17 protein-coding genes are annotated in these 17,358 nt (G+C 63.8%); 7 read left to right on the top strand and 10 right to left on the bottom strand.

The genetic code is table 11. The annotated features are described in order from the left end of the window. Nucleotides 1–84: 84 nt before the first annotated feature. Nucleotides 85–1,338 carry a D-amino acid dehydrogenase gene (locus D4Q52_RS20600; protein WP_234831273.1) on the bottom strand — a complete coding sequence of 418 codons (1,254 nt, stop codon included), beginning with the start codon at nt 1,336–1,338 and terminating at the stop codon, nt 85–87. Between the two features lie 243 nt (nt 1,339–1,581). On the opposite strand from D4Q52_RS20600, the gene D4Q52_RS20605 reads away from it, so the two are divergent. After that, on the top strand, nt 1,582–2,088 hold the full coding sequence (locus D4Q52_RS20605; RefSeq protein ID WP_119858451.1) for an Lrp/AsnC family transcriptional regulator: 507 nt from the start codon (nt 1,582–1,584) through the stop codon (nt 2,086–2,088). A gap of 99 nt (nt 2,089–2,187) precedes the next feature. On the opposite strand, the gene D4Q52_RS20610 is transcribed toward D4Q52_RS20605, so the two are convergent. The 8 genes from D4Q52_RS20610 to D4Q52_RS20645 are packed head-to-tail and all read right to left on the bottom strand — an operon-like array spanning nt 2,188 to nt 11,082. Next, the gene (locus D4Q52_RS20610) at nt 2,188–2,820 is read right to left on the bottom strand and encodes an SRPBCC family protein (RefSeq protein ID WP_119858452.1); all 633 of its coding nucleotides are present in this window, start codon (nt 2,818–2,820) and stop codon (nt 2,188–2,190) included. 12 nt (nt 2,821–2,832) lie between these two features. Continuing rightward, nucleotides 2,833–3,306 carry a (2Fe-2S)-binding protein gene (locus D4Q52_RS20615; RefSeq protein ID WP_119858453.1) on the bottom strand — a complete coding sequence of 158 codons (474 nt, stop codon included), beginning with the start codon at nt 3,304–3,306 and terminating at the stop codon, nt 2,833–2,835. Next, nucleotides 3,303–4,115: an FAD binding domain-containing protein gene (locus D4Q52_RS20620; RefSeq protein ID WP_119858454.1), complete on the bottom strand. Its 813-nt coding sequence runs from the start codon at nt 4,113–4,115 to the stop codon at nt 3,303–3,305. Before D4Q52_RS20620 ends, D4Q52_RS20615 begins: the two co-directional genes overlap by 4 nt. Then, nucleotides 4,112–6,475, bottom strand: a complete 2,364-nt coding sequence (locus tag D4Q52_RS20625) for a xanthine dehydrogenase family protein molybdopterin-binding subunit (RefSeq protein WP_210210159.1) — start codon at nt 6,473–6,475, stop codon at nt 4,112–4,114. Before D4Q52_RS20625 ends, D4Q52_RS20620 begins: the two co-directional genes overlap by 4 nt. 35 nt (nt 6,476–6,510) lie before the next feature. Beyond that, nucleotides 6,511–7,218 (bottom strand): ABC transporter ATP-binding protein, encoded by a 708-nt coding sequence (locus tag D4Q52_RS20630; protein ID WP_425328502.1) that lies wholly within the window; start codon nt 7,216–7,218, stop codon nt 6,511–6,513. Next, nucleotides 7,211–9,028, bottom strand: coding sequence for an ABC transporter permease subunit (locus tag D4Q52_RS20635; protein ID WP_119858457.1), 1,818 nt, complete (start codon nt 9,026–9,028; stop codon nt 7,211–7,213). Before D4Q52_RS20635 ends, D4Q52_RS20630 begins: the two co-directional genes overlap by 8 nt. Beyond that, the gene (locus tag D4Q52_RS20640) at nt 9,028–9,888 is read right to left on the bottom strand and encodes a branched-chain amino acid ABC transporter permease (RefSeq protein WP_147407837.1); all 861 of its coding nucleotides are present in this window, start codon (nt 9,886–9,888) and stop codon (nt 9,028–9,030) included. Before D4Q52_RS20640 ends, D4Q52_RS20635 begins: the two co-directional genes overlap by 1 nt. 42 nt (nt 9,889–9,930) lie before the next feature. Beyond that, complete coding sequence (locus tag D4Q52_RS20645; RefSeq protein ID WP_119858459.1) at nt 9,931–11,082, bottom strand: ABC transporter substrate-binding protein; 1,152 nt, start codon at nt 11,080–11,082, stop codon at nt 9,931–9,933. 53 nt (nt 11,083–11,135) lie between these two features. Here D4Q52_RS20645 and D4Q52_RS26280 point away from each other — a divergent pair, with 53 nt between their 5' ends. Beyond that, nucleotides 11,136–11,465, top strand: a complete 330-nt coding sequence (locus D4Q52_RS26280) for a hypothetical protein (RefSeq protein WP_147407838.1) — start codon at nt 11,136–11,138, stop codon at nt 11,463–11,465. Then, the gene (locus tag D4Q52_RS20650) at nt 11,462–12,247 is read left to right on the top strand and encodes an IclR family transcriptional regulator (RefSeq protein ID WP_119858460.1); all 786 of its coding nucleotides are present in this window, start codon (nt 11,462–11,464) and stop codon (nt 12,245–12,247) included. The genes D4Q52_RS26280 and D4Q52_RS20650 overlap by 4 nt, the downstream gene beginning before the upstream one ends. Nucleotides 12,248–12,471: 224 nt before the next feature. On the opposite strand, the gene D4Q52_RS20655 is transcribed toward D4Q52_RS20650, so the two are convergent. Next, nucleotides 12,472–13,668 (bottom strand): M24 family metallopeptidase, encoded by a 1,197-nt coding sequence (locus D4Q52_RS20655; RefSeq protein WP_283805676.1) that lies wholly within the window; start codon nt 13,666–13,668, stop codon nt 12,472–12,474. Nucleotides 13,669–13,887: 219 nt separating this feature from the next. Between D4Q52_RS20655 and D4Q52_RS20660 the strand changes: the two genes are divergently transcribed. Genes D4Q52_RS20660 through D4Q52_RS20675 form a run of 4 tightly spaced genes read left to right on the top strand, consistent with a single transcriptional unit; the run spans nt 13,888 to nt 17,340 of the window. After that, entirely contained in the window at nt 13,888–14,901 is a 1,014-nt protein-coding gene (locus D4Q52_RS20660) for a TIGR03619 family F420-dependent LLM class oxidoreductase (protein ID WP_119858462.1), read from the top strand. Between the two features lie 4 nt (nt 14,902–14,905). Beyond that, nucleotides 14,906–15,568, top strand: a complete 663-nt coding sequence (gene npdG, locus D4Q52_RS20665; RefSeq protein WP_119858463.1) for an NADPH-dependent F420 reductase — start codon at nt 14,906–14,908, stop codon at nt 15,566–15,568. Nucleotides 15,569–15,578: 10 nt separating this feature from the next. Continuing rightward, nucleotides 15,579–16,058, top strand: a complete 480-nt coding sequence (locus tag D4Q52_RS20670) for a RidA family protein (protein ID WP_119858464.1) — start codon at nt 15,579–15,581, stop codon at nt 16,056–16,058. A 25-nt stretch (nt 16,059–16,083) separates the two neighbouring features. Next, on the top strand, nt 16,084–17,340 hold the full coding sequence (locus tag D4Q52_RS20675) for a pyridoxal-phosphate dependent enzyme (protein ID WP_234831272.1): 1,257 nt from the start codon (nt 16,084–16,086) through the stop codon (nt 17,338–17,340). Nucleotides 17,341–17,358 lie beyond the last annotated feature (18 nt).

Genomic DNA, 17,358 nt, shown 5'->3' on the forward strand with positions numbered 1-17,358 from the left:
TCGCGGTCCTTCCTGAACCGCGGAATCTGTCGCACGGCGCTTTAGGCAACGGGACGCGCCCCGCCTCGACACGCACGCTCTCGATTACTGATATCGAGCCAAGGACAGATCGGACGCGTCGATCTCCGGCTGCATCCCACTCACCAGATCGGCGACAATTCGGCCCGACCCGCACGCCATCGTCCATCCGAGCGTGCCGTGGCCGGAATTGATGTAGAGGTTGCGATGCTGTGTGGCGCCGATAATCGGCGTGCCGTCGGGTGTCATCGGCCGGAGGCCGGTCCAGAACGAAGCGCTCGCCTGATCGCCCGCACCGCCGAACAGGTCTTCGACGGAGTGCTGCAGCGTGTCCCGCCTGGCTTGCGGAAGATCGAAATTGAAGCCGGCGATCTCGGCCATGCCGCCGACGCGAATGCGGGATCCCAGCCGCGTAATGGCCACCTTGTAGGTCTCGTCCATGACAGTCGACACCGGCGCGCGGGCCTCGTCGACGATCGGCACGGTGATCGAATAACCCTTGAGCGGATAGACCGGGACGCGCAGCCCGAGCGGCGCCAGCAAAGCCGGCGTATAGCTGCCCAGAGCGGCGACGAACACATCGGCACGCTCGTCACCCTGATCGGTGCCAACAGAGGTCACCGCGCCGGAGTCCACACGCAAGCCGCGGATGTCGACATTGAAGCGAAACTCGACGCCGATCCGCTCGCATAGATCTTTCAGCGCATTGGTGAACTTGAAGCAGTCGCCGGTCTCATCGTTGGGCAGCCGCAATCCCCCGGCGATCTTGTGCTCCACCCACCGCAGCCCCGGCTCGGCGGCCACGCAGCCCGCAGCATCCAGCAATTCGAATTCGACGCCGTCGTTCCTCAATACTGCGATGTCCTTGCCGACCGCATCGAGCTGTTCGGCCGTCCGAAACACCTGCAGCGTGCCAAGGGTGCGGTGATCGTAAGACACCCCCGTTTCTCGGCGCAGTTCGATCAGGCAGTCCCTGCTGTATTCGGCGAGCCGCACCATGCGCGCTTTGTTGAGCGCGTAGCGCGCCGCCGTGCAATTGCGCAGCATCGCGGCGAGCCATCGCCACATGGCCGGATCTGCGGTCGGCCGGATCACCAACGGCGCGTGCTTGGCAAACAGCCATTTCAACGCCTTCAGCGGAATCCCCGGCGCCGCCCAGGGCGACGCATAGCCTGGCGAAATCTCACCGGCATTCGCGTAGCTGGTTTCGAGCGCGGGTGCCTCGCGTCGGTCGAGCACAACGACCTGATGGCCGGCCTTGGCCAGGTAATAAGCGGACGTCACCCCGATCACGCCCGCGCCGAGCACAACCACCTTCATTGGATCCCGGTGCTTTCTTGATTGGTCTCGGCCAGCGGCAGATCGCTGCAGAACCTGCCCGCGGCCGTCACCTCCACATTGCCCATTCCGTCTGCTCGTTCGCTCATGCAATTCGCCCGAACGACCTCGTTCACCCTAGCGCAATTGTCGCGCAATAGGCCGCCGAACGGCGCCGCTTTGCGTTGAACGATCGCGATCGACGCAATAATCTGCCGCCATTCGCAATTTCGTTTGGAACTCCGAATGGATGAGATCGACCGCAATCTGGTGCGACTGCTCCGCCTCGATGCGCGGATGACCAATGCGAAGCTGGCCGAGGAAGTCGGGCTATCACCGTCGGCGTGCCTGAGACGTATCCGTCAGCTCGAGCAGAACGGGACGATCCGCGGCTACACGGCGCTGGTCGGCCCGTCTCATCGCGAAGGAGCGCTGACCGTGATCATCAACATCTCACTGGAGCGGCAGACCGAGGATTATTTGAGCCGCTTCGAGCGGGCGATCCGCAAGTATCCCGAGATCCAGGAATGCTATCTGATGACCGGCGGTTCGGACTATCTGCTCCGCGTCGAGGTCGACAATGCGGCCGAGTTCGAACGCATCCACACCGACATTCTGTCGACGCTCCCCGGCGTGTCGCGAATTCATTCCAGCTTTGCGATCCGCAACGCGCTGGCGGGAACGAAGCAAGCCGGCCGCAAAGCCGACCGCGAGCCGCGCGGCGCACGACAACGGGCACCGCAGAAAAGCTGAGCGCCGGCGACCGATCCTGCCGGCCTTGATCGTACTGCCGCCGATCCACGCGCGAGTCACGGCGCAGAGCGATCGGCAAGGTCCGGCGTGGACGAAGTCTTACGACTTGCCGAACACGCCTTTGATCTTCTGCCAGAGCAGGTTCCACATCAGCGCGCCCAGATTAAGCGACGGCGGCGGAGCAGCGGCCTGCAGTCGTTCGGCCGAAGGCGGCGTCGACGAGGACTGAGCTGGTGCCGACGACGGCAATTCCGCAGGCGGGACAGCGGCCGGCGCCGACGCTGAAGCGGCCAGCATCGCTTCGAGGTTGGTGGCGAACACCTTGGTGATGCTGCCGGCGATCTCCTTGACGATGCCGGCGCGGCTGAATTGAGCCAGCGGTCCTGAAATCGAGTATTCCACCGAGAGATCGATCCGGGTCGCCGCATCGCCGACGGCGTGAAGCTGATACTTGACCAGGGCCTTCACGCGCGTCGCGTTCTTGCCGTCTTTTCCAGCGCCGCTGATCGTGCCCGAATGCGTCGCCTCATCGCGCACCACTTCGGCGTCACCGGCGAAGGCGGCCTTGATCGGCCCCAATTGAACCTTGAAGACGCCGGACGCCTTCTCGTTGCCGTCGACCTGCGTGATCTCTGCGCCGGGGATACAGGACGCCGTCGCAGGCAGATCACCCAAGCCGCGCCACACCGTATCGAGAGTGCGGCCGACTTCGAAGGATTGATCGAGCTGCATGAAACTGTCTCCTCACGCTTTCGCGCGATTGGCCGCGTAGATGTTTTCGACCGCCCGGATGATGCCTTGATAGCCGGTGCAGCGACACAGATTGCCGGACATTTCGCGGGCGATATCGGCGGGGTCGAGATCCGGAAAACGCGTCACCAGATCGTAGGCCGTCATCAGCATGCCGGGCGTGCAATAGCCACACTGCAAGGCGTGCTCTTTCGAGAACTCGCTTCGGAGCGCGTTCATCTGAGCGTCGTCGCCGAAGCCTTCGATGGTGCGGATATCGCGGCCATCGCAGGCCGCGGCGAGCGCGATACACGAGCGCGCCGACACGCCGTCGATATGCACCGTACAGGCGCCGCAGACGCCGTGTTCGCAGCCGACGTGGGTGCCGGTCAGATGCTGCTTCTCGCGGAGAAAATCGACCAGGGACAAGCGCGGCTCGACGCTGGCCTGCACGACCTCGCCGTTGATGGTGAGGGAGATCTCGATCATGCCAGGCACCCGATCTTCAAGGCACGCAGGATGGCCGCCGCGTGGAAATGAACATGCTGTCCTTCGACCCCGGGCGCCGCGTCACGCACCGCCTGACGTAGTCCCTCGATGCTGAAGCTCGCTGGCCAATCGCCCGGATACAGCTCCACCGGCGGTGCCGACAGCGCGCCCGCGACAATGCGGCGATGACCCGACGCGGCGTCCGACACCACGCAGCCGATTGCTTCGGCAAATTCGCCGACCTTGCGATTGTGCTTGTAGTAGCCGAACCGCATTGCGGGACCGAGCACCGGCACATCGATCCGAGCCAGCAACTCGCCCGGCTCCAGCGCAGTCGTGAAGCTCCCGAGCAGAAAGTCCGCGATCGGAAGCCGGCGCGTGCTTTGCGCTCCGACGAGATGAAGCTCGGCGCCCAGCGCCCGCAGGCAGGTCAACCAATCCGCCGCGGGATCGCAATGCGCGACGCTGCCGCCGATCGTGCCGCGATTGCGAACGCCGCGATAGGCGATGCCGCCCGCGACCTGACGCAGCAGATCGAACGTCGCTCCGGTGTGTGCCGAACGCTCGATTTGCGCGTGCGTGACCATCGCGCCGATCGAGATCACGCTCGGCGAGATATCGATGGTCGTCAGTTCGGCGATGCGCGAGATATCGACCACCGCTGTCGGCCGCACCAGGCGCATATTCAGCATCGGCACGAGCGATTGGCCGCCGGCCAGAACGCGCGCATCGCCGTCGTGATCGGCGAGCGCCTGCGCGGCCTCCGCCAGCGTGTTGGCGCGGATGAAATCGAAACTGATCGGCTTCATGCTGCGCCTCGCGCGACGAAGCCGGCTTCCAATCCGACGGCGTCCAGCGCCGCCAAGATCCGCGACGGCGTCACCGGGACCTCCGCCACCTCCGCGCCGAACGAGCGCAAGGCGTCATTGACCGCATTGACGATCGCGGCAGGCGGCGCGATCGCGCCACCCTCGCCCACCCCTTTGACGCCGAAACGCGTGAACGGCGATGCGGTCTGGAAATTGAGCAGGCGAATGGTCGGCACGTCGCCGCAGCCCGGAACCAGATAGTCGGCCAGCGTCGAGGCCTGGGGCTGCCCCATCTCGTCGTAGCGCACCTCCTCGAATAGCGCGGTGCCGATGCCTTGAACGATGCCGCCCCAGATCTGGCCGTCGACGATCATCGGATTGACCTGGATGCCGCAATCATCGACGGCCACATAATCGCGTAGCTTGACGGTGGCGAAATCGCGATCGATCTCGAGCACACAGACGTGGCTCGAATAGGCGAATGCGCCGGAATCCTGCTGCGGACGATAGCCGCCGACGACTTCGAGGCCCGCGCTGTCGATGCCTTCCGGCAGCTCCGCCGGCTTGAAGTAATAGACGCGGGCGATTTCGGCGATCGTCATCGATGCCGCGTCGGCGTGAAAGGCGCCGTCGCGGAACACCAGATCGTCCGGCGCGCGTTGCATCAGATGCGCAGCGGCGGCACGCAGCCGGACAATCAGCCGATCGCACGCATCGGCAATAGCGCCGCCGACCATCACCATGCCGCGCGACGCATAGGTGCCGGTGGAATAAGGCGTCAGCGCGGTATCGCCGTGGGTGACCTGAATCTGATCGGTGTGGATGCCGAGAACCTGAGACGCGACCTGAGCGAACGACGTCTCCATGCCCTGCCCGTGCGACTGCACGCCGGTGCGGATATCGACGCCGCCATCGGGCGTGATACGGACCGCGGCTTGCTCGTGGCCGGGCATCAGGCGCGTATTCATCCAGGCGAGCACGGACGTACTGATGCCGGTGTGTTCCGTATAGGTGGCGAACCCGACGCCGAGCAGCGAGCGGCCGTCGGCCAGGCGCTGCTGCTGCTCCTTGCGCAAGGCCGCGAGATCGATCGCGCCGAGCGCCGTCTCGAGGCATTTGGGGTAGTCGCCGCTGTCGTAGAGCTTTCCCGTCACCGACCGATACGGCATCAGCTCGACCGGAATTAGATTCTCGCGGCGGACCTCGTGCGGCTCGCGGTTCACCGCGCGCGCCACCGCATCGACGATCAGCTCGGTCGCGAAACAGGCGCCGGGCCGGGCCACGGCGCGATAGGCCTGGATCGGCGGCTTGTTGGTCGCGACGGTGCGCCCCGTGACCCGGTAGTTCTTGATTTGATACGGCCCCGGCAGGATGCCGGCCGCCTGGATCGCATCGAACGCGCAGGTGTGCGGCCAGATCGAATACGCACCGGCGTCCACAACAATGTCGGCGTCGAGTCCGAGCAAGCGCCCTTGCTCGTCCGCATAGGCCGTCATCGTGTAGATGTGCTCGCGCGAATTCGCTGCCGCCGTGAGATGCTCACGACGATCTTCCAGCCAGCGCACCGGGCGACGCAGTTTCATGGCGAGGAAGCCGAGGATCAGTTCCTCGGGATGCAGGATGGCCTTGTAGCCGAAGCCGCCACCGACATCGGGAGCGATCACCCGGATTCGATTCTGGTCGAGATCGAGAAATTCCGAGAGCCCTGTGCGGATCAGATGCGGCGACTGGGTCGAGGAATAGACGATCAGCTGGCTGACACGCTCGTCCCACAGCGCGACGACGCCGCGTCCCTCGATCGGCACCATGGCCTGGCGCGCCAGCTTGAAGGTCCGCGTGACTTTGACCGGCGCCGCCTGACGGATCGGCTCGAAATCGTCGCCCTGCTGCAGACGGTGGAAGATGTTGTCCGGCAGGTCGGGATGCACCGCCGGCGCGCCGGGTTGCAGGGCCGCTTCGGCGGAGGTCAATGGATCGAGTTCGTCGAAGTCGAACATCACCCGCTCGGCGATGTCCTCGGCATCGGCGCGGTTCTTGCCCACGCACGCGGCGAGGATCTGGCCGACGAAATTGACCTTGTCCCGGGCCATCACCGGATAGGGCATTTTCTGATAGCCAGGGATCGTGGCCTCGGCGAGGATCGGACGGACCGCGTCGAGATCCGAACCGGCGAACACGCGGCTCCGGTCCGCATCCTCGATGTCCGGCGCCTTCAAGATGGCATGCGCGACGGGACTGCGGACGAAGGCGACGTCGAGCATGCGCGGGAAAACCAGATCACCGATGAAGGTGCTTTGCCCATGCAGATGACGCTTGTCTTCCTTCCGCGGAACGCTCGCGCCAATTCCTGTGGACCCCATCTCGGACCTCCCGTATCCCCGACTTGCCGCGGGGCTCATCCGCCCAGATACGCGGCTTTGATGCCTTCGTCATCCAGCAGCGCCGAGGACGACATCTGCTTGGAGACGGTGCCGCGCTCGATCACATAGGCCAGCCGGCTGTATTCGAGCGCCATGAAAGCGTTCTGTTCGACAAGCAGGATCGAAACGCCCTGCTCATTGATGCTCCGGAGTTTTTCAAACACTTCCTCGACCAGATTTGGCGCCAGCCCCAATGACGGCTCGTCGAGCAGCATCAGCTTGGGCCGGGCCATGATGGCGCGGCCGATCGCGAGCATCTGCTGCTGGCCTCCCGACAGAGACCACCCCAGCTGCTTGCGGCGCTCGGCCAGAATGGGAAACAGCTCGAAAACGCGGTCGAGATCTTCGGCAGCGGACTGACCGCGGCGGATCCACGGCGTCGTCGCCACGCGCAGATTGTCGTAGACGCTCAAACCCGGAAACACGCCTCGGCCTTCCGGCACCATGGAGATGCCGAGCTTGGCGATTTCGGGCGTCTCCCGCCCCAAGATCTCGACGCCGTCGAACTTGATCGAGCCCTGCGCGCGCAGCAATCCCATGATGGCGCGCAGCGTCGTCGTCTTGCCGGCTCCGTTGGCGCCGATCAACGTCACCATCTCGCCCTGGTTCACGGCAAGGTCGATGCCGTGCAGGACTTCGACGCCGTCCGCATAGGACGCGCTGACGGAATTCACCTCAAGCAAAGGCATTCTTCACGTCCTTGGCGGCGGCACGCTTTCCCAGATAGGCGCCGATGACTTCCGGATCCCGCTGAATCTGCGCCGGGGTGCCGTCGGCGATCTTCTTGCCGAAATTCAGCACCGTGATGCTGTCGGCAATCTTCATGACGAACGGCATGTTGTGCTCGACGATCAGCACCGTCAGGCCGATCGCCTTCATCTTGCGGACCTGCACCACCAGCCGTTCCACTTCCGTGGGGTTCATGCCTGCCGCCGGCTCGTCGAGCAGGATCATGCGCGGCCGCAGCGCCAGGGCGCGGGCGATCTCCACCATCCGCTGCTGCTCGTGCGGCAGTGCGCTGACCTGGATGTCGCGCATCGACCACAGGCCGACGAAGCGCAGCGCCGCTTCCGCCGTTGCGCGCAGTTCAGCCTCTTCTTGCGCGGCTACCGAACTGGCGATCATCACCGAAGACCAGCTCGCAGGCTTTGCGCCGCGGCAGCCAACCAGCACGTTGTCCATCACCGACAGCGAATGAAACGACCGCAGATTCTGAAAGGTTCGCGCGATGCCCGCTTTGGCGATGTTCCAGGACGACGTCGCCGGCAGCGTCTTGCCGGCAAATCGCATCACGCCCTCCTGACGCTGGTACACGCCGGAGACAAGGTTGATGAAGGTCGACTTGCCGGCGCCGTTCGGGCCGATCAGCGCATGGATCGTCCCAGCGCGCACCTGCATCGACAGATCGTTGATCGCCACCAGGCCGCCGAACCGGCAAGTCAGGTTCTCGATCGACAGCATCACATCAGTGCTCTGCTCTGCACCGCCCCGCGGGCGCAGCAGATCGATCGCCGGATTGTCGATCGCCAACTCTTCAATCGCGCCGTTCTCGCCGAGCTGCGGCACCTTCACCGCCTTGCGGCGACGCAGGAACCCGAGAATGCCGTAAGGCAGGAACACCACCGCGAACGCCACGCCCGCGCCGTAGATGACCTGATAGTACTCCTTCGAGATCCTCAGCGCCTCGGGCAGCATGGTGATGAAGCCCGCGCCCAGAACCGGCCCGAAGGTGGTGCCCATCCCGCCGAGCAGCACCATGCTCAGCACCTGAGCCGTCACCTCGAACGTGAAGGCGTCCGGGCTGATGAAGCCGACCAGATGCGCGTAAAGCGAGCCGGCACAGCCCGCAATCACAGAGCTGATCACGAAGGCCAGGATCTTGATGCGCGTGACGTTGACGCCGGTCGTGCCGGCGGCCATTTCGGAGTCGCGCAGCGCCGCAAAGCTGCGGCCGTATTTCGATTTCTCCGTCCGGCGGGCGAGCACTAGGACGAGGCCGAGAAAGGCTAAGCCGAGATAAAAGAACCTCTGATCGTTATCGAACTGGAAGCCGAACAGCGACGGCGCCGGGATCGCCGCGATGCCGTCGCCGCCGTGGGTGACTTCCTGCCAATTGTACAGCACGATGCGGATGATTTCGCCGAACCCGAGCGTGCCAAAAGCGAGATAATGCCCCTTCAGACGCAGCGCCGGAACGCCGATGATCAGCCCGGCCAGACCGGCCATTACGCCGGCGAGCACGAAGACGGGCCAGAACATCGCGCCGGATCCGGCGTGGGTGAGAATGCCGGCGGTGTAGGCGCCGATGCCGAAGAAGCCGGCATGGCCGAGCGAGATCTGGCCGGCGTAGCCCAGCACGAAGTTCAGGCTGATGGCCAGGATGGCGTAAATGATGCCGACATTGACCAGCCGCATCAGATAATCGTTAGGAACGATAGCGGGCACAATCAGCAGCGCCGCGCAGACGCCAGGGATGAGCAGCTTACGCATCATCAGCCGCGTTCCTTGATCGCTTCGCCGAGCAGCCCGCGCGGGAACGCCACCAGAAACACGATGAGGACGGCGATGCAGATCGCATCCTTGTAGACCGACGAAATGTACACCGCGGTCAGGATCTCGATCAGGCCGACCGCAATTCCGCCGATCACCACACCGGGGATCGAGCCGAAGCCGCCGATCACCACCGCGATGAAAGCCTTCAGCAGGACCGCGGCTCCCATGTCGGTATCGATCAGGAAGATCGGCGCCAGCAACACGCCTGCCACGCCGGCAATGGCGCCCGACATGATGAAGGTGATGCCGATCATCCGCCGCGGATAGATACCCAACAGCTGCGCCATCTGCGGATTTTGCGCGGTCGCGCGTAGGCGGCGGCCGAGATCGGTGTGGAAGAACAACACGTATTGGGCCAGCAGCAGAACCGCCGTCACGACAATGATGGCGACGTTCTCAGGCGACAGGACAACCGACCCGATCCTGATGGAGTCCGCCGAGGTCAGCGCAGGCACCTTCAGCGGGTTCGGTCCCCAGATGATCAGCGCCAGATTGCGCACCAGAATCGAGAACCCGATCGTGGCGATGACGAAATAGAGGAAGGATCGATCCTTCAATGGATAGAACAGCAGCTTCTGAAACACCCAGCCGAGCAAGCCGACCGCGGCGACGGTGATGACCACGGCGAGCCAATAAGGAATCGGCATCGCCGTGGTCGTGTAGAGCACGAAGGCTCCCAGCATGACGAACTCGCCCTGGGAGAAGTTGAGCCCCCCCGAAGCATTGTAGATGAGGACAAAGGCGAGCCCGACGAGTGCGTAGATGCACCCCATCGCCACGCCTGATGCGATAATCTGCAAGATCCACAGTCCGTTTCTGAGAGACCGACGAAATTGTGCGAATTACTTGCGGGCTACGACCTTGACGTCGCCGTTCGGCTGGATCTGCATGATCACCGAACTGTGCCAGAGATTGCCCTCTTCGTCCGCCTTGTAGGTACCGAGGATGCCGTCGTAGGACTTCGTGGCCATACCTTCGCGGATCGCTTCACGATCGGCGCCCTTTTCCTTCATCACAGAGATCAGCATACCGACCGCGTCGTAATCCTGCGCGATGTACATGTCGGGCGCGAACCCGGCCTTCTTCTTGTAGGCCTCGACGAAGGTCTTCACGGCCGGACGATCGTTGATTGTCGGCAGCACGTCGGGCGCCTGGCAGTACTTGCCCGCCATGTCGGACGCGGACACGAGATCGCGCAGGAACGCCTTGCACAGGCTGGCCGAGGCGACGTAGTCCGCCTTGCTTTCGAGCTGGTTGAACTTCTTCACCACCAGGGCTTCGTCGACTGGATAACCCTGCGTGTAAACGACATCGGCATCGGCGCTCTTCATCGCCATGACCTGAGCGGTCATATCCTTGTCGGTCGGCTGATAGGACGCGACCGCGACCGGCTCGACGCCGAGCTTCTTGAGTTCCTGAGTCAGGAAGTCACGACCGGAATAACCCCATTCGGCCATGACGTGCATGATGCCGACCTTGGTCTTCTTCAGGTCCTTGACGATGAAGTTGGCCAGCACGACCTTGTCGGCCTCGTCGTGCGAACTGTCGCGGAAGAAGTATTTGGCACCTTGCTGGGTGACGCGGCGCGTGCTCGGCCCGGCGATCAGCGGCACCTTGGCCTTCTCGGTCATCGGCATCATCGCCAGAATCTGCGTGCCGAGACCCGGGCCGATGATGGCAACCGGCTGCGACTGAAGCACCTTGTTGAGCGCATTGATGGCCGTGGTGTTCGACGCCTGGGTGTCCTCGACGACGAGTTCGATCTCACGCCCGCCGACGCCGCCGGCCTTGTTGGCCTCGTCGACCGCCAGCGAGATCGCGTCGAGATTTGGCTTGCCGTAGGGGGCGAGCACGCCGGTCAGCGGCAGCACGACGCCGACGACGATCTTCGGCTTGGCCTGCGCGAACGCGTTCGGCGCCGCGAGAGACGATCCGACCAACGCAACCGCCGCCAGCGCGGCCAGCACGGAGAAGCGCCGACTCAGGTGTTTCATTTTTCAACTCCCGTTCAGTAGTGACAAGATCGCTGCTTAGTCGACGCGCACGCATGAAAGCGTTTTTGCGAGCGTATAGCGAAGCGTTTCTCAAGAAAAGAATAAAAACGTTGTTTCTTTCAGAGAAACAGCGTTATTATCCTCCCGCGGCTGACCACGGTCAATTCGGAAACAACGTGCACATCGGCGCAAATTTTGAGCAAGAAATGCAGCACCGACGGGCGCGGCGCAGCGACGCAGGAATGGCGATCACGCGCTCGGCAGCGGCGTCGGTATGCGACCGCCGCAGCCTATGCTACGCGCTTAAACTGCACGATCCTCGGATCGGTTTTGCCCAGGTAACGACCGTTAGTGACGAACTCGAATATTGGTCCGGACGATGAAAACGCCATCAGAACCAGGAAATCAGTCGCTTCTGCGCGGCCTCAGGATCCTCGAGGCTTATACGTCCGACAAACAGGCTTGGGGCGTTCGCGAACTGGGGCGGGAGCTTGAGATCAATGCCGCCACGACCTATCGGCTGATCTCCGCCCTCGCCTCGCGCGGCTACCTCGAGCAGAATCCCGAGACCCAAAAATATCATCTCGGCCCGAAGGTCGTCCAACTCGCGGCCAGCTACTCGGTCCGTAACTCGCTGATCGAAGTCGGGCTGCGCGTCTTCGCCAAGTACGAGCAGAAATTTCCCTACAATTTCTACATCGGGGTGATGAGCCATCACGAAGTGATCTATGTGGCCGTCCACGAATCGCGCGGTCCACTGAAGATCACTACCGAACCAGGTCAGAGCGTCAGCATCTACGGTTCGGCGCTCGGCAAGCTGCTGCTCGCCAATGAGAGCGATGAGTTCATCAAGAAACTGGTGGCCGGCAATCCGGTCAAGAAGATCACGCCGCTGACCGTCGCCGACGAAAAGGAGCTGATGCGGCAAATCCGGCAGATCCGCAAACTCGGCTACGCCATTAATCGCGGCGAGATCTATGCCGAGATCGCCTCCGTGGCGACGGCGATCCGAGGGCCCGATGGCTCGGTGATCGCCGGCGTCTCGTTGAGCTTTCCGATGCTCTATATGGAGACCGGCAAGATCGCGATCGAGGACGTCATCGAGCTGGCCTTGCAGGTCGGCGAGGAAATCTCCTCGATGAACCGGCGCACCGTGATCCGTTAGAGCGGTTCAGCGATTGATTGAAGCGAAGCTGTCGCCTCACCTGCGGAGTCGTCATCCTGAGGTGCGCGCGTAGCGCGCCGCGAAGGATGCGGCCAAGGTGTTCGCGGCTCATCCTTCGAGGCCCGCAGCGCCGCGCACAGCGCGGCACAGCGGGCACCTCAGGATGACGGCGGCGTTTCTATCAGAGGCAGACATGCTCTAGACCACGGTGCGCCGTCCGGTGATCAAAGGATCACGAGTTCCTTCGGCGTCCCCTTGGTGAGCAGACGATTGGGCTGCCCGTCGCCGACCACGAAGGGGTTTTCGACGTGCACGGCGCCGACGCCGAATTCGTAGTACGGCGTTTCGATATTGATCACCATGCCGGCCTCGATCTCGATGTCGTTGCCGGGGGCGAGAATCGGCTGCTCATAGACCTCGGCGCCGATGCAATGGCCGACGTGATGCCGACGATAGCGGGGCTCGCCGTTGTCGCGCACCGCCTGCACCGTCAGATCGAACAGCTGGCCGCCCGTCATGCCGGGCCGCGCCCGGTCGATGCCGGCCTGCTCACCGGCCACCATGGCGCGATACAGCTCGCGCACCCGCTGCGACGGTTCGCCAAAGCTGAAGGTTCGCGCCAGGTCCGACCAGTAGCCCTGATAGGTCGCACCGACGTCGAACCAGATGGTGTCGCCGGCCGCGAGCGGCGTCCGATTTGACAGCACCTGACCGCTGACGCTGTTGCGGCCGAACTTGATCATCGTGAACTCGGCACGCCCTCCCTGCGACGCGACCGAGCGGTTGAACTCCAGATACAGCTCCTGCTCGGTCACGCCGGCGCGGGCGATCGAGACCGCGGCCGCGATTGCCTGTTCGGTGATCAGCGCTGCTGAAGCGATGCGCCGGATTTCCTCTTCGGTCTTCACCCGGCGCACCCATGCGAACGCCGAAGCAGCAGCGACGAAATTGGTCGAGGGCAACGCCTGGCGCAGCCCGGCCTCGACGCCAATCCGCAGCCCATTCTCATCGATCCCGATCCGCTTCCCGGCAAGGCCGATGCGCTTGATCGCCGCGGCGAGCGCTGCGCCGCCGTTCGGCTCGGCGGGCTGATTGGTGAGCTGCTGCAGCCGCTGTTCGTGATCTGGGAGCGCGCCGTCGCCGTAGTTCTCACGATAGAAGGTCCCGAAGTTGACGGCGTCGGCGATCTCGGCGGATGCGTCGAGCACCTGATCGATCTCGCCCGTCGACGACACCAAAGTGACCCGGTCGGGGGCGTCGCGGGTGATGACGGCGTAGCATTGGCCGAAATACGGATGAAGATGCAGCGAGACGCTGCGAATGCCGGTCAGATATTGCACGTTCTCGGCAGTCGCAGCGATCAGACCGTCCAGATCGTCGTCGGCCATTCTTCGCTTCAGCCGTTCGATATTCGCAAGCACGTCGACGCTCCGCGTTTTATTAGTTGAAACAGTGGTTCAGCTTAAAGTTACATGGCGGGCCAAGACCGTCAATCGCGCGGCGCGGTCTGCCGCGGATTTCCTCAACCGCTTACTCTATCGGCACGTGGTAAGCTTGACGGCACAGAACTCAACTGGTTCATTGTAGTCAACGGCGTTTCATTAAATGAAACATAACCTGGACTTGCGCAGGAGACGTTTATGAAGATCAGCGTTGGATTGCCCACCGGAATGGAAGGGCTGATGTATCCGGTTCCGTTTTCCACTCCGCAGGACATCATCGACATCGCTGTACACGCCGAGCGACTCGGCTACCACTCGGTGTGGGGCAACGACCACATGACCACGCAGCACTATGTGCGCGAGGAGTTTGCCACGCCGCCGAACTATTGGGAGCCGCTGATCACCTACGGCTTCATCGCCGCCGCGACCAAGACGCTGCGGATGGGCACCGGCATGCTGGTGCTGCCGATGCGTCGCGACATCGTGGTGACCGCGAAGCAGATCGCGACGCTCGACCAATTCAGCGGCGGCCGGCTCGAGATCGGCATCGGCGTCGGCGCCTACCGCGAAGAGTTCGAGGCGCTTCAGCCGCACTTCAAGGCGCATCGCGGCAACATGGTCGACGAGGGTCTAGGCGCACTGCGGCAGCTGTTCAGCGAACGCCTGGCGACGCACGAGGGCGAATACTATCAGTATCGCGACGTCGAGATGTTCCCCAAGCCGCTGCAGAAGGAGCTTCCGCTCTATCTCGGCGGCAACAACAAGAACGCGATCATTCGCGCCGCGAAGGCAGGCAACGGCTGGATGCCGGCCTGTGTCGAAGCCTCCAAGCTGCGCGAGTCCGTCAACATGCTGCACGAGCTCGCCGCGAGCCACGGTCGCGACGGCTCGCAACTTGAGGTCGCGCCGCAATACATCGTCTATCTGGGCAAGACCCGGGAAGCGGCGATCGCCAAGTTCAAGCAATCGCAGATGTACAACCATCTCGTCTCGCTCAGCAAATCGACCCTGAAGGACCAAGGCGCGATCGCGCACGAAGACATCAATCTCGTCGGCGACGCCCAGCACATCATCGATCTCGGCCTCAAGCTCAAGGAAGCCGGCGCGACGCATCTGCTCGGCCTGTACTTTGCGGTGAACACCATGCCGGAATTGCTCGATCAGATGCAGCAGTTCGCCGAAGACGTCATGCCGCATCTGACCAAGGCCTGAGATCATGACCGCACCCACCCTCCCCGTTCTGGCGATCATCGGCGGCACCGGCGACCTCGGCTCCGGGCTGGCTCGCACCTGGAGCCGGGCCGGCTACACCGTGGTACTCGGCTCGCGCTCCACTGAGCGCGCCGAGGAGATTGCGGCGCAGCTGAGGTCCGACGGCTTCGCCAGCGTCAGCGGCCTCAGCAATGTCGACGCGGCCGCGCGCGGCGACATCATCGTGATCGCCGTGCCGTTCTCGAACTATGAAGCCAGCCTCGCCGAGATCAAGGATGCGGCGAAGACCAAGATCGTGGTCACGGCCGTCGTCCCGCTCGTGCCGCCCAAAGTCTCGGTGGTTCAGCTGCCGGCGGCGGGATCGGCGGGCGTGATCGCGCAGTCGCTGCTCGACCCGTCGACCCGCGTGGTCGGGGCCTTTCACAACGTCGGCTCGCAGAAGCTCCACGCCGGCGGCAAGGCGGATTGCGACGTGCTGGTGTTCGGCGACGATGCCGAGGCCCGTGCCGAAGTCATCAAACTCGCCGACGCCGTGAGCAATCGCGGCATCGACGGCGGTTCGCTGGCGAATTCGGCCGCCGCCGAAGCGCTCACCTCGGTCCTGATCTGGATCAATCGCAAGTACAAAGTGAAAGGCGCCGGCATCACCATCTCCGGGCTGGCGTAACGGGATCGAAATGACCACCATCGACCAACGACTGAACGCGCTCGGCGTCGAGCTGCCCACCCCCGCCGCTCCCCTCGCCAACTACGTCCCGGCCGTCATCCTCGGCAGCCAGCTGATCATCTCGGGGCAATTGTGCCTCGATGCCTCCGGCAAGCTCGGCGACGCGCATCGCGGCAAGCTCGGCGAGGCGGTGTCGCTCGAGGCTGGGCAGGCTGCCGCGCGGCTGTGCGCCATCAACGTGCTGGCGCAGGCCAAGGCCGCGCTGGGCGGCGATCTCGGGCGGATCAAGCGTTGCGCCCGCCTCGGCGGCTTCATCAATGTCGTTCCGACCTTCGCGTCCGTGCCGCAGGTCATGAACGGCGCCTCGGACTTCATGGTCGAGGTGCTCGGCGATCTCGGCCGTCACGCGCGCTCCACCATCGGCGTGGCTCAGCTTCCGCTCGATTGCGCGGTGGAAGTCGAAGCGATGTTCGAAATCGCCGCAACCTGATCGCTTTCGCTGGAGCATCGATCCCATGGCTCGCGTTGTCGGCCTCGCCTGCGTTCGTTGCGAGACGCGCTATCCCGCGAACCACTACGCACAGGATTGTCCGGCGTGCCGTCCGGTGACCCGCAGCAACCTCATGGTCGCCTACGAGGACACGCTGCGGACGCCGCGCGCGAAGCCAGCCGCGACGGCCGAGCGCGACCTGTGGCGCTACGGCGATCTGTTGCCGGTCGATCGATCCCAAAGCGTCAGCCTCGGCGAAGGCGGCTCACCGCTGCACCGGCTGGATCGCCTCGGCGAAGAGCTCGGCCTGCTCCATCTCTTCGGCAAAGACGAGACCCGCAATCCGACCTGGTCGTTCAAGGACCGCCTCGCCTGCCTCGCGGTTTCATCGGCCAAGGCGATGGGCGCCCAGGTGATCGTGTCGAGTTCGTCCGGCAATGCCGGCGCGGCCGCCGCCGCCTACGCGGCCAAGGCCGGCCTGCGCTGTGTCGTCTTCACCTTCAAGGGCACGTCGGGCCCGATGCTGACCCAGATGCGGGCGTATGGAGCGACGGTGATCGCCTGCGATCACAAGGACGACCGCTGGACGTTGATGGAACACGCCGTGCGCCATTACGGCTGGTTTCCGACGTCGCCGTTCTTCGGCCCGGTGGTCGGCAGCAACCCCTACGGCATCGAAGGTTACAAGACGCTCGCCTATGAGATCGTCGAGCAGCTCGATTGGCAGGTGCCGGACTGGTGCGTGCTGCCGGTGTGCTACGGCGATGCGCTGCTCGGGATGTGGCGCGGCTTCGAGGACATGCTGTCGTTCGGCTGGATCGACCGGATGCCGCGCATGGTGGCGGCCGAGACCTACGGCTCGATCGCAGCGGCGCTCGACGATGGCACGGACTCGCCGCCGGACATTGCCAAGCGCGAGGACTCGATCGCCGTGTCGATCAACGCGACGCGGGGCACCTATCAGTCGCTCGACATCGTTCGCAGATCAAACGGTGCGGCCGTCACCACCGGCAATGACGAGTTGCTGCGCTGGCTGGATCTGCTGGCGCGCCGCGAGGGTCTGTTCGTCGAGGCCTCGACCGCGGCCGCACTAGCGGCCGTCGATCAATTGCGGAAATCAGGCACGATCACGCGCGACCAGCTTGTGGTGACGCTGCTGACAGCGAGCGGGCTGAAGGATCCGGGAACGGCCGCCTCGGCCCAGGGCGAGGTGTTGGCGCTGCCCGGCAACATCGAGGAGGCGATCGCCATGTTACAGAACCAAGGCATCTTCCCGGCTTGAGCCCGGGCGTGTAGTCCA

It is taken from the genome of Rhodopseudomonas palustris (genome assembly GCF_003591005.1).
Taxonomy (GTDB): domain Bacteria; phylum Pseudomonadota; class Alphaproteobacteria; order Rhizobiales; family Xanthobacteraceae; genus Rhodopseudomonas; species Rhodopseudomonas palustris_K.

Excerpts from the sequence above, each read along its gene's own strand:
- D4Q52_RS20620 (WP_119858454.1), bottom strand. The coding sequence starts at position 4,115 with ATGAAGCCGATCAGTTTCGATTTCATCCGCGCCAACACGCTGGCGGAG.
- npdG (WP_119858463.1), top strand. The coding sequence starts at position 14,906 with ATGACCGCACCCACCCTCCCCGTTCTGGCGATCATCGGCGGCACCGGC.
- D4Q52_RS20615 (WP_119858453.1), bottom strand. The coding sequence starts at position 3,306 with ATGATCGAGATCTCCCTCACCATCAACGGCGAGGTCGTGCAGGCCAGC.
- D4Q52_RS20625 (WP_210210159.1), bottom strand. The coding sequence starts at position 6,475 with ATGGGGTCCACAGGAATTGGCGCGAGCGTTCCGCGGAAGGAAGACAAG.
- D4Q52_RS26280 (WP_147407838.1), top strand. The coding sequence starts at position 11,136 with ATGAAAGCGTTTTTGCGAGCGTATAGCGAAGCGTTTCTCAAGAAAAGA.
- D4Q52_RS20675 (WP_234831272.1), top strand. The coding sequence starts at position 16,084 with ATGGCTCGCGTTGTCGGCCTCGCCTGCGTTCGTTGCGAGACGCGCTAT.
- D4Q52_RS20610 (WP_119858452.1), bottom strand. The coding sequence starts at position 2,820 with ATGCAGCTCGATCAATCCTTCGAAGTCGGCCGCACTCTCGATACGGTG.
- D4Q52_RS20650 (WP_119858460.1), top strand. The coding sequence starts at position 11,462 with ATGAAAACGCCATCAGAACCAGGAAATCAGTCGCTTCTGCGCGGCCTC.
- D4Q52_RS20660 (WP_119858462.1), top strand. The coding sequence starts at position 13,888 with ATGAAGATCAGCGTTGGATTGCCCACCGGAATGGAAGGGCTGATGTAT.
- D4Q52_RS20670 (WP_119858464.1), top strand. The coding sequence starts at position 15,579 with ATGACCACCATCGACCAACGACTGAACGCGCTCGGCGTCGAGCTGCCC.
- D4Q52_RS20605 (WP_119858451.1), top strand. The coding sequence starts at position 1,582 with ATGGATGAGATCGACCGCAATCTGGTGCGACTGCTCCGCCTCGATGCG.
- D4Q52_RS20645 (WP_119858459.1), bottom strand. The coding sequence starts at position 11,082 with ATGAAACACCTGAGTCGGCGCTTCTCCGTGCTGGCCGCGCTGGCGGCG.
- D4Q52_RS20635 (WP_119858457.1), bottom strand. The coding sequence starts at position 9,028 with ATGATGCGTAAGCTGCTCATCCCTGGCGTCTGCGCGGCGCTGCTGATT.
- D4Q52_RS20600 (WP_234831273.1), bottom strand. The coding sequence starts at position 1,338 with ATGAAGGTGGTTGTGCTCGGCGCGGGCGTGATCGGGGTGACGTCCGCT.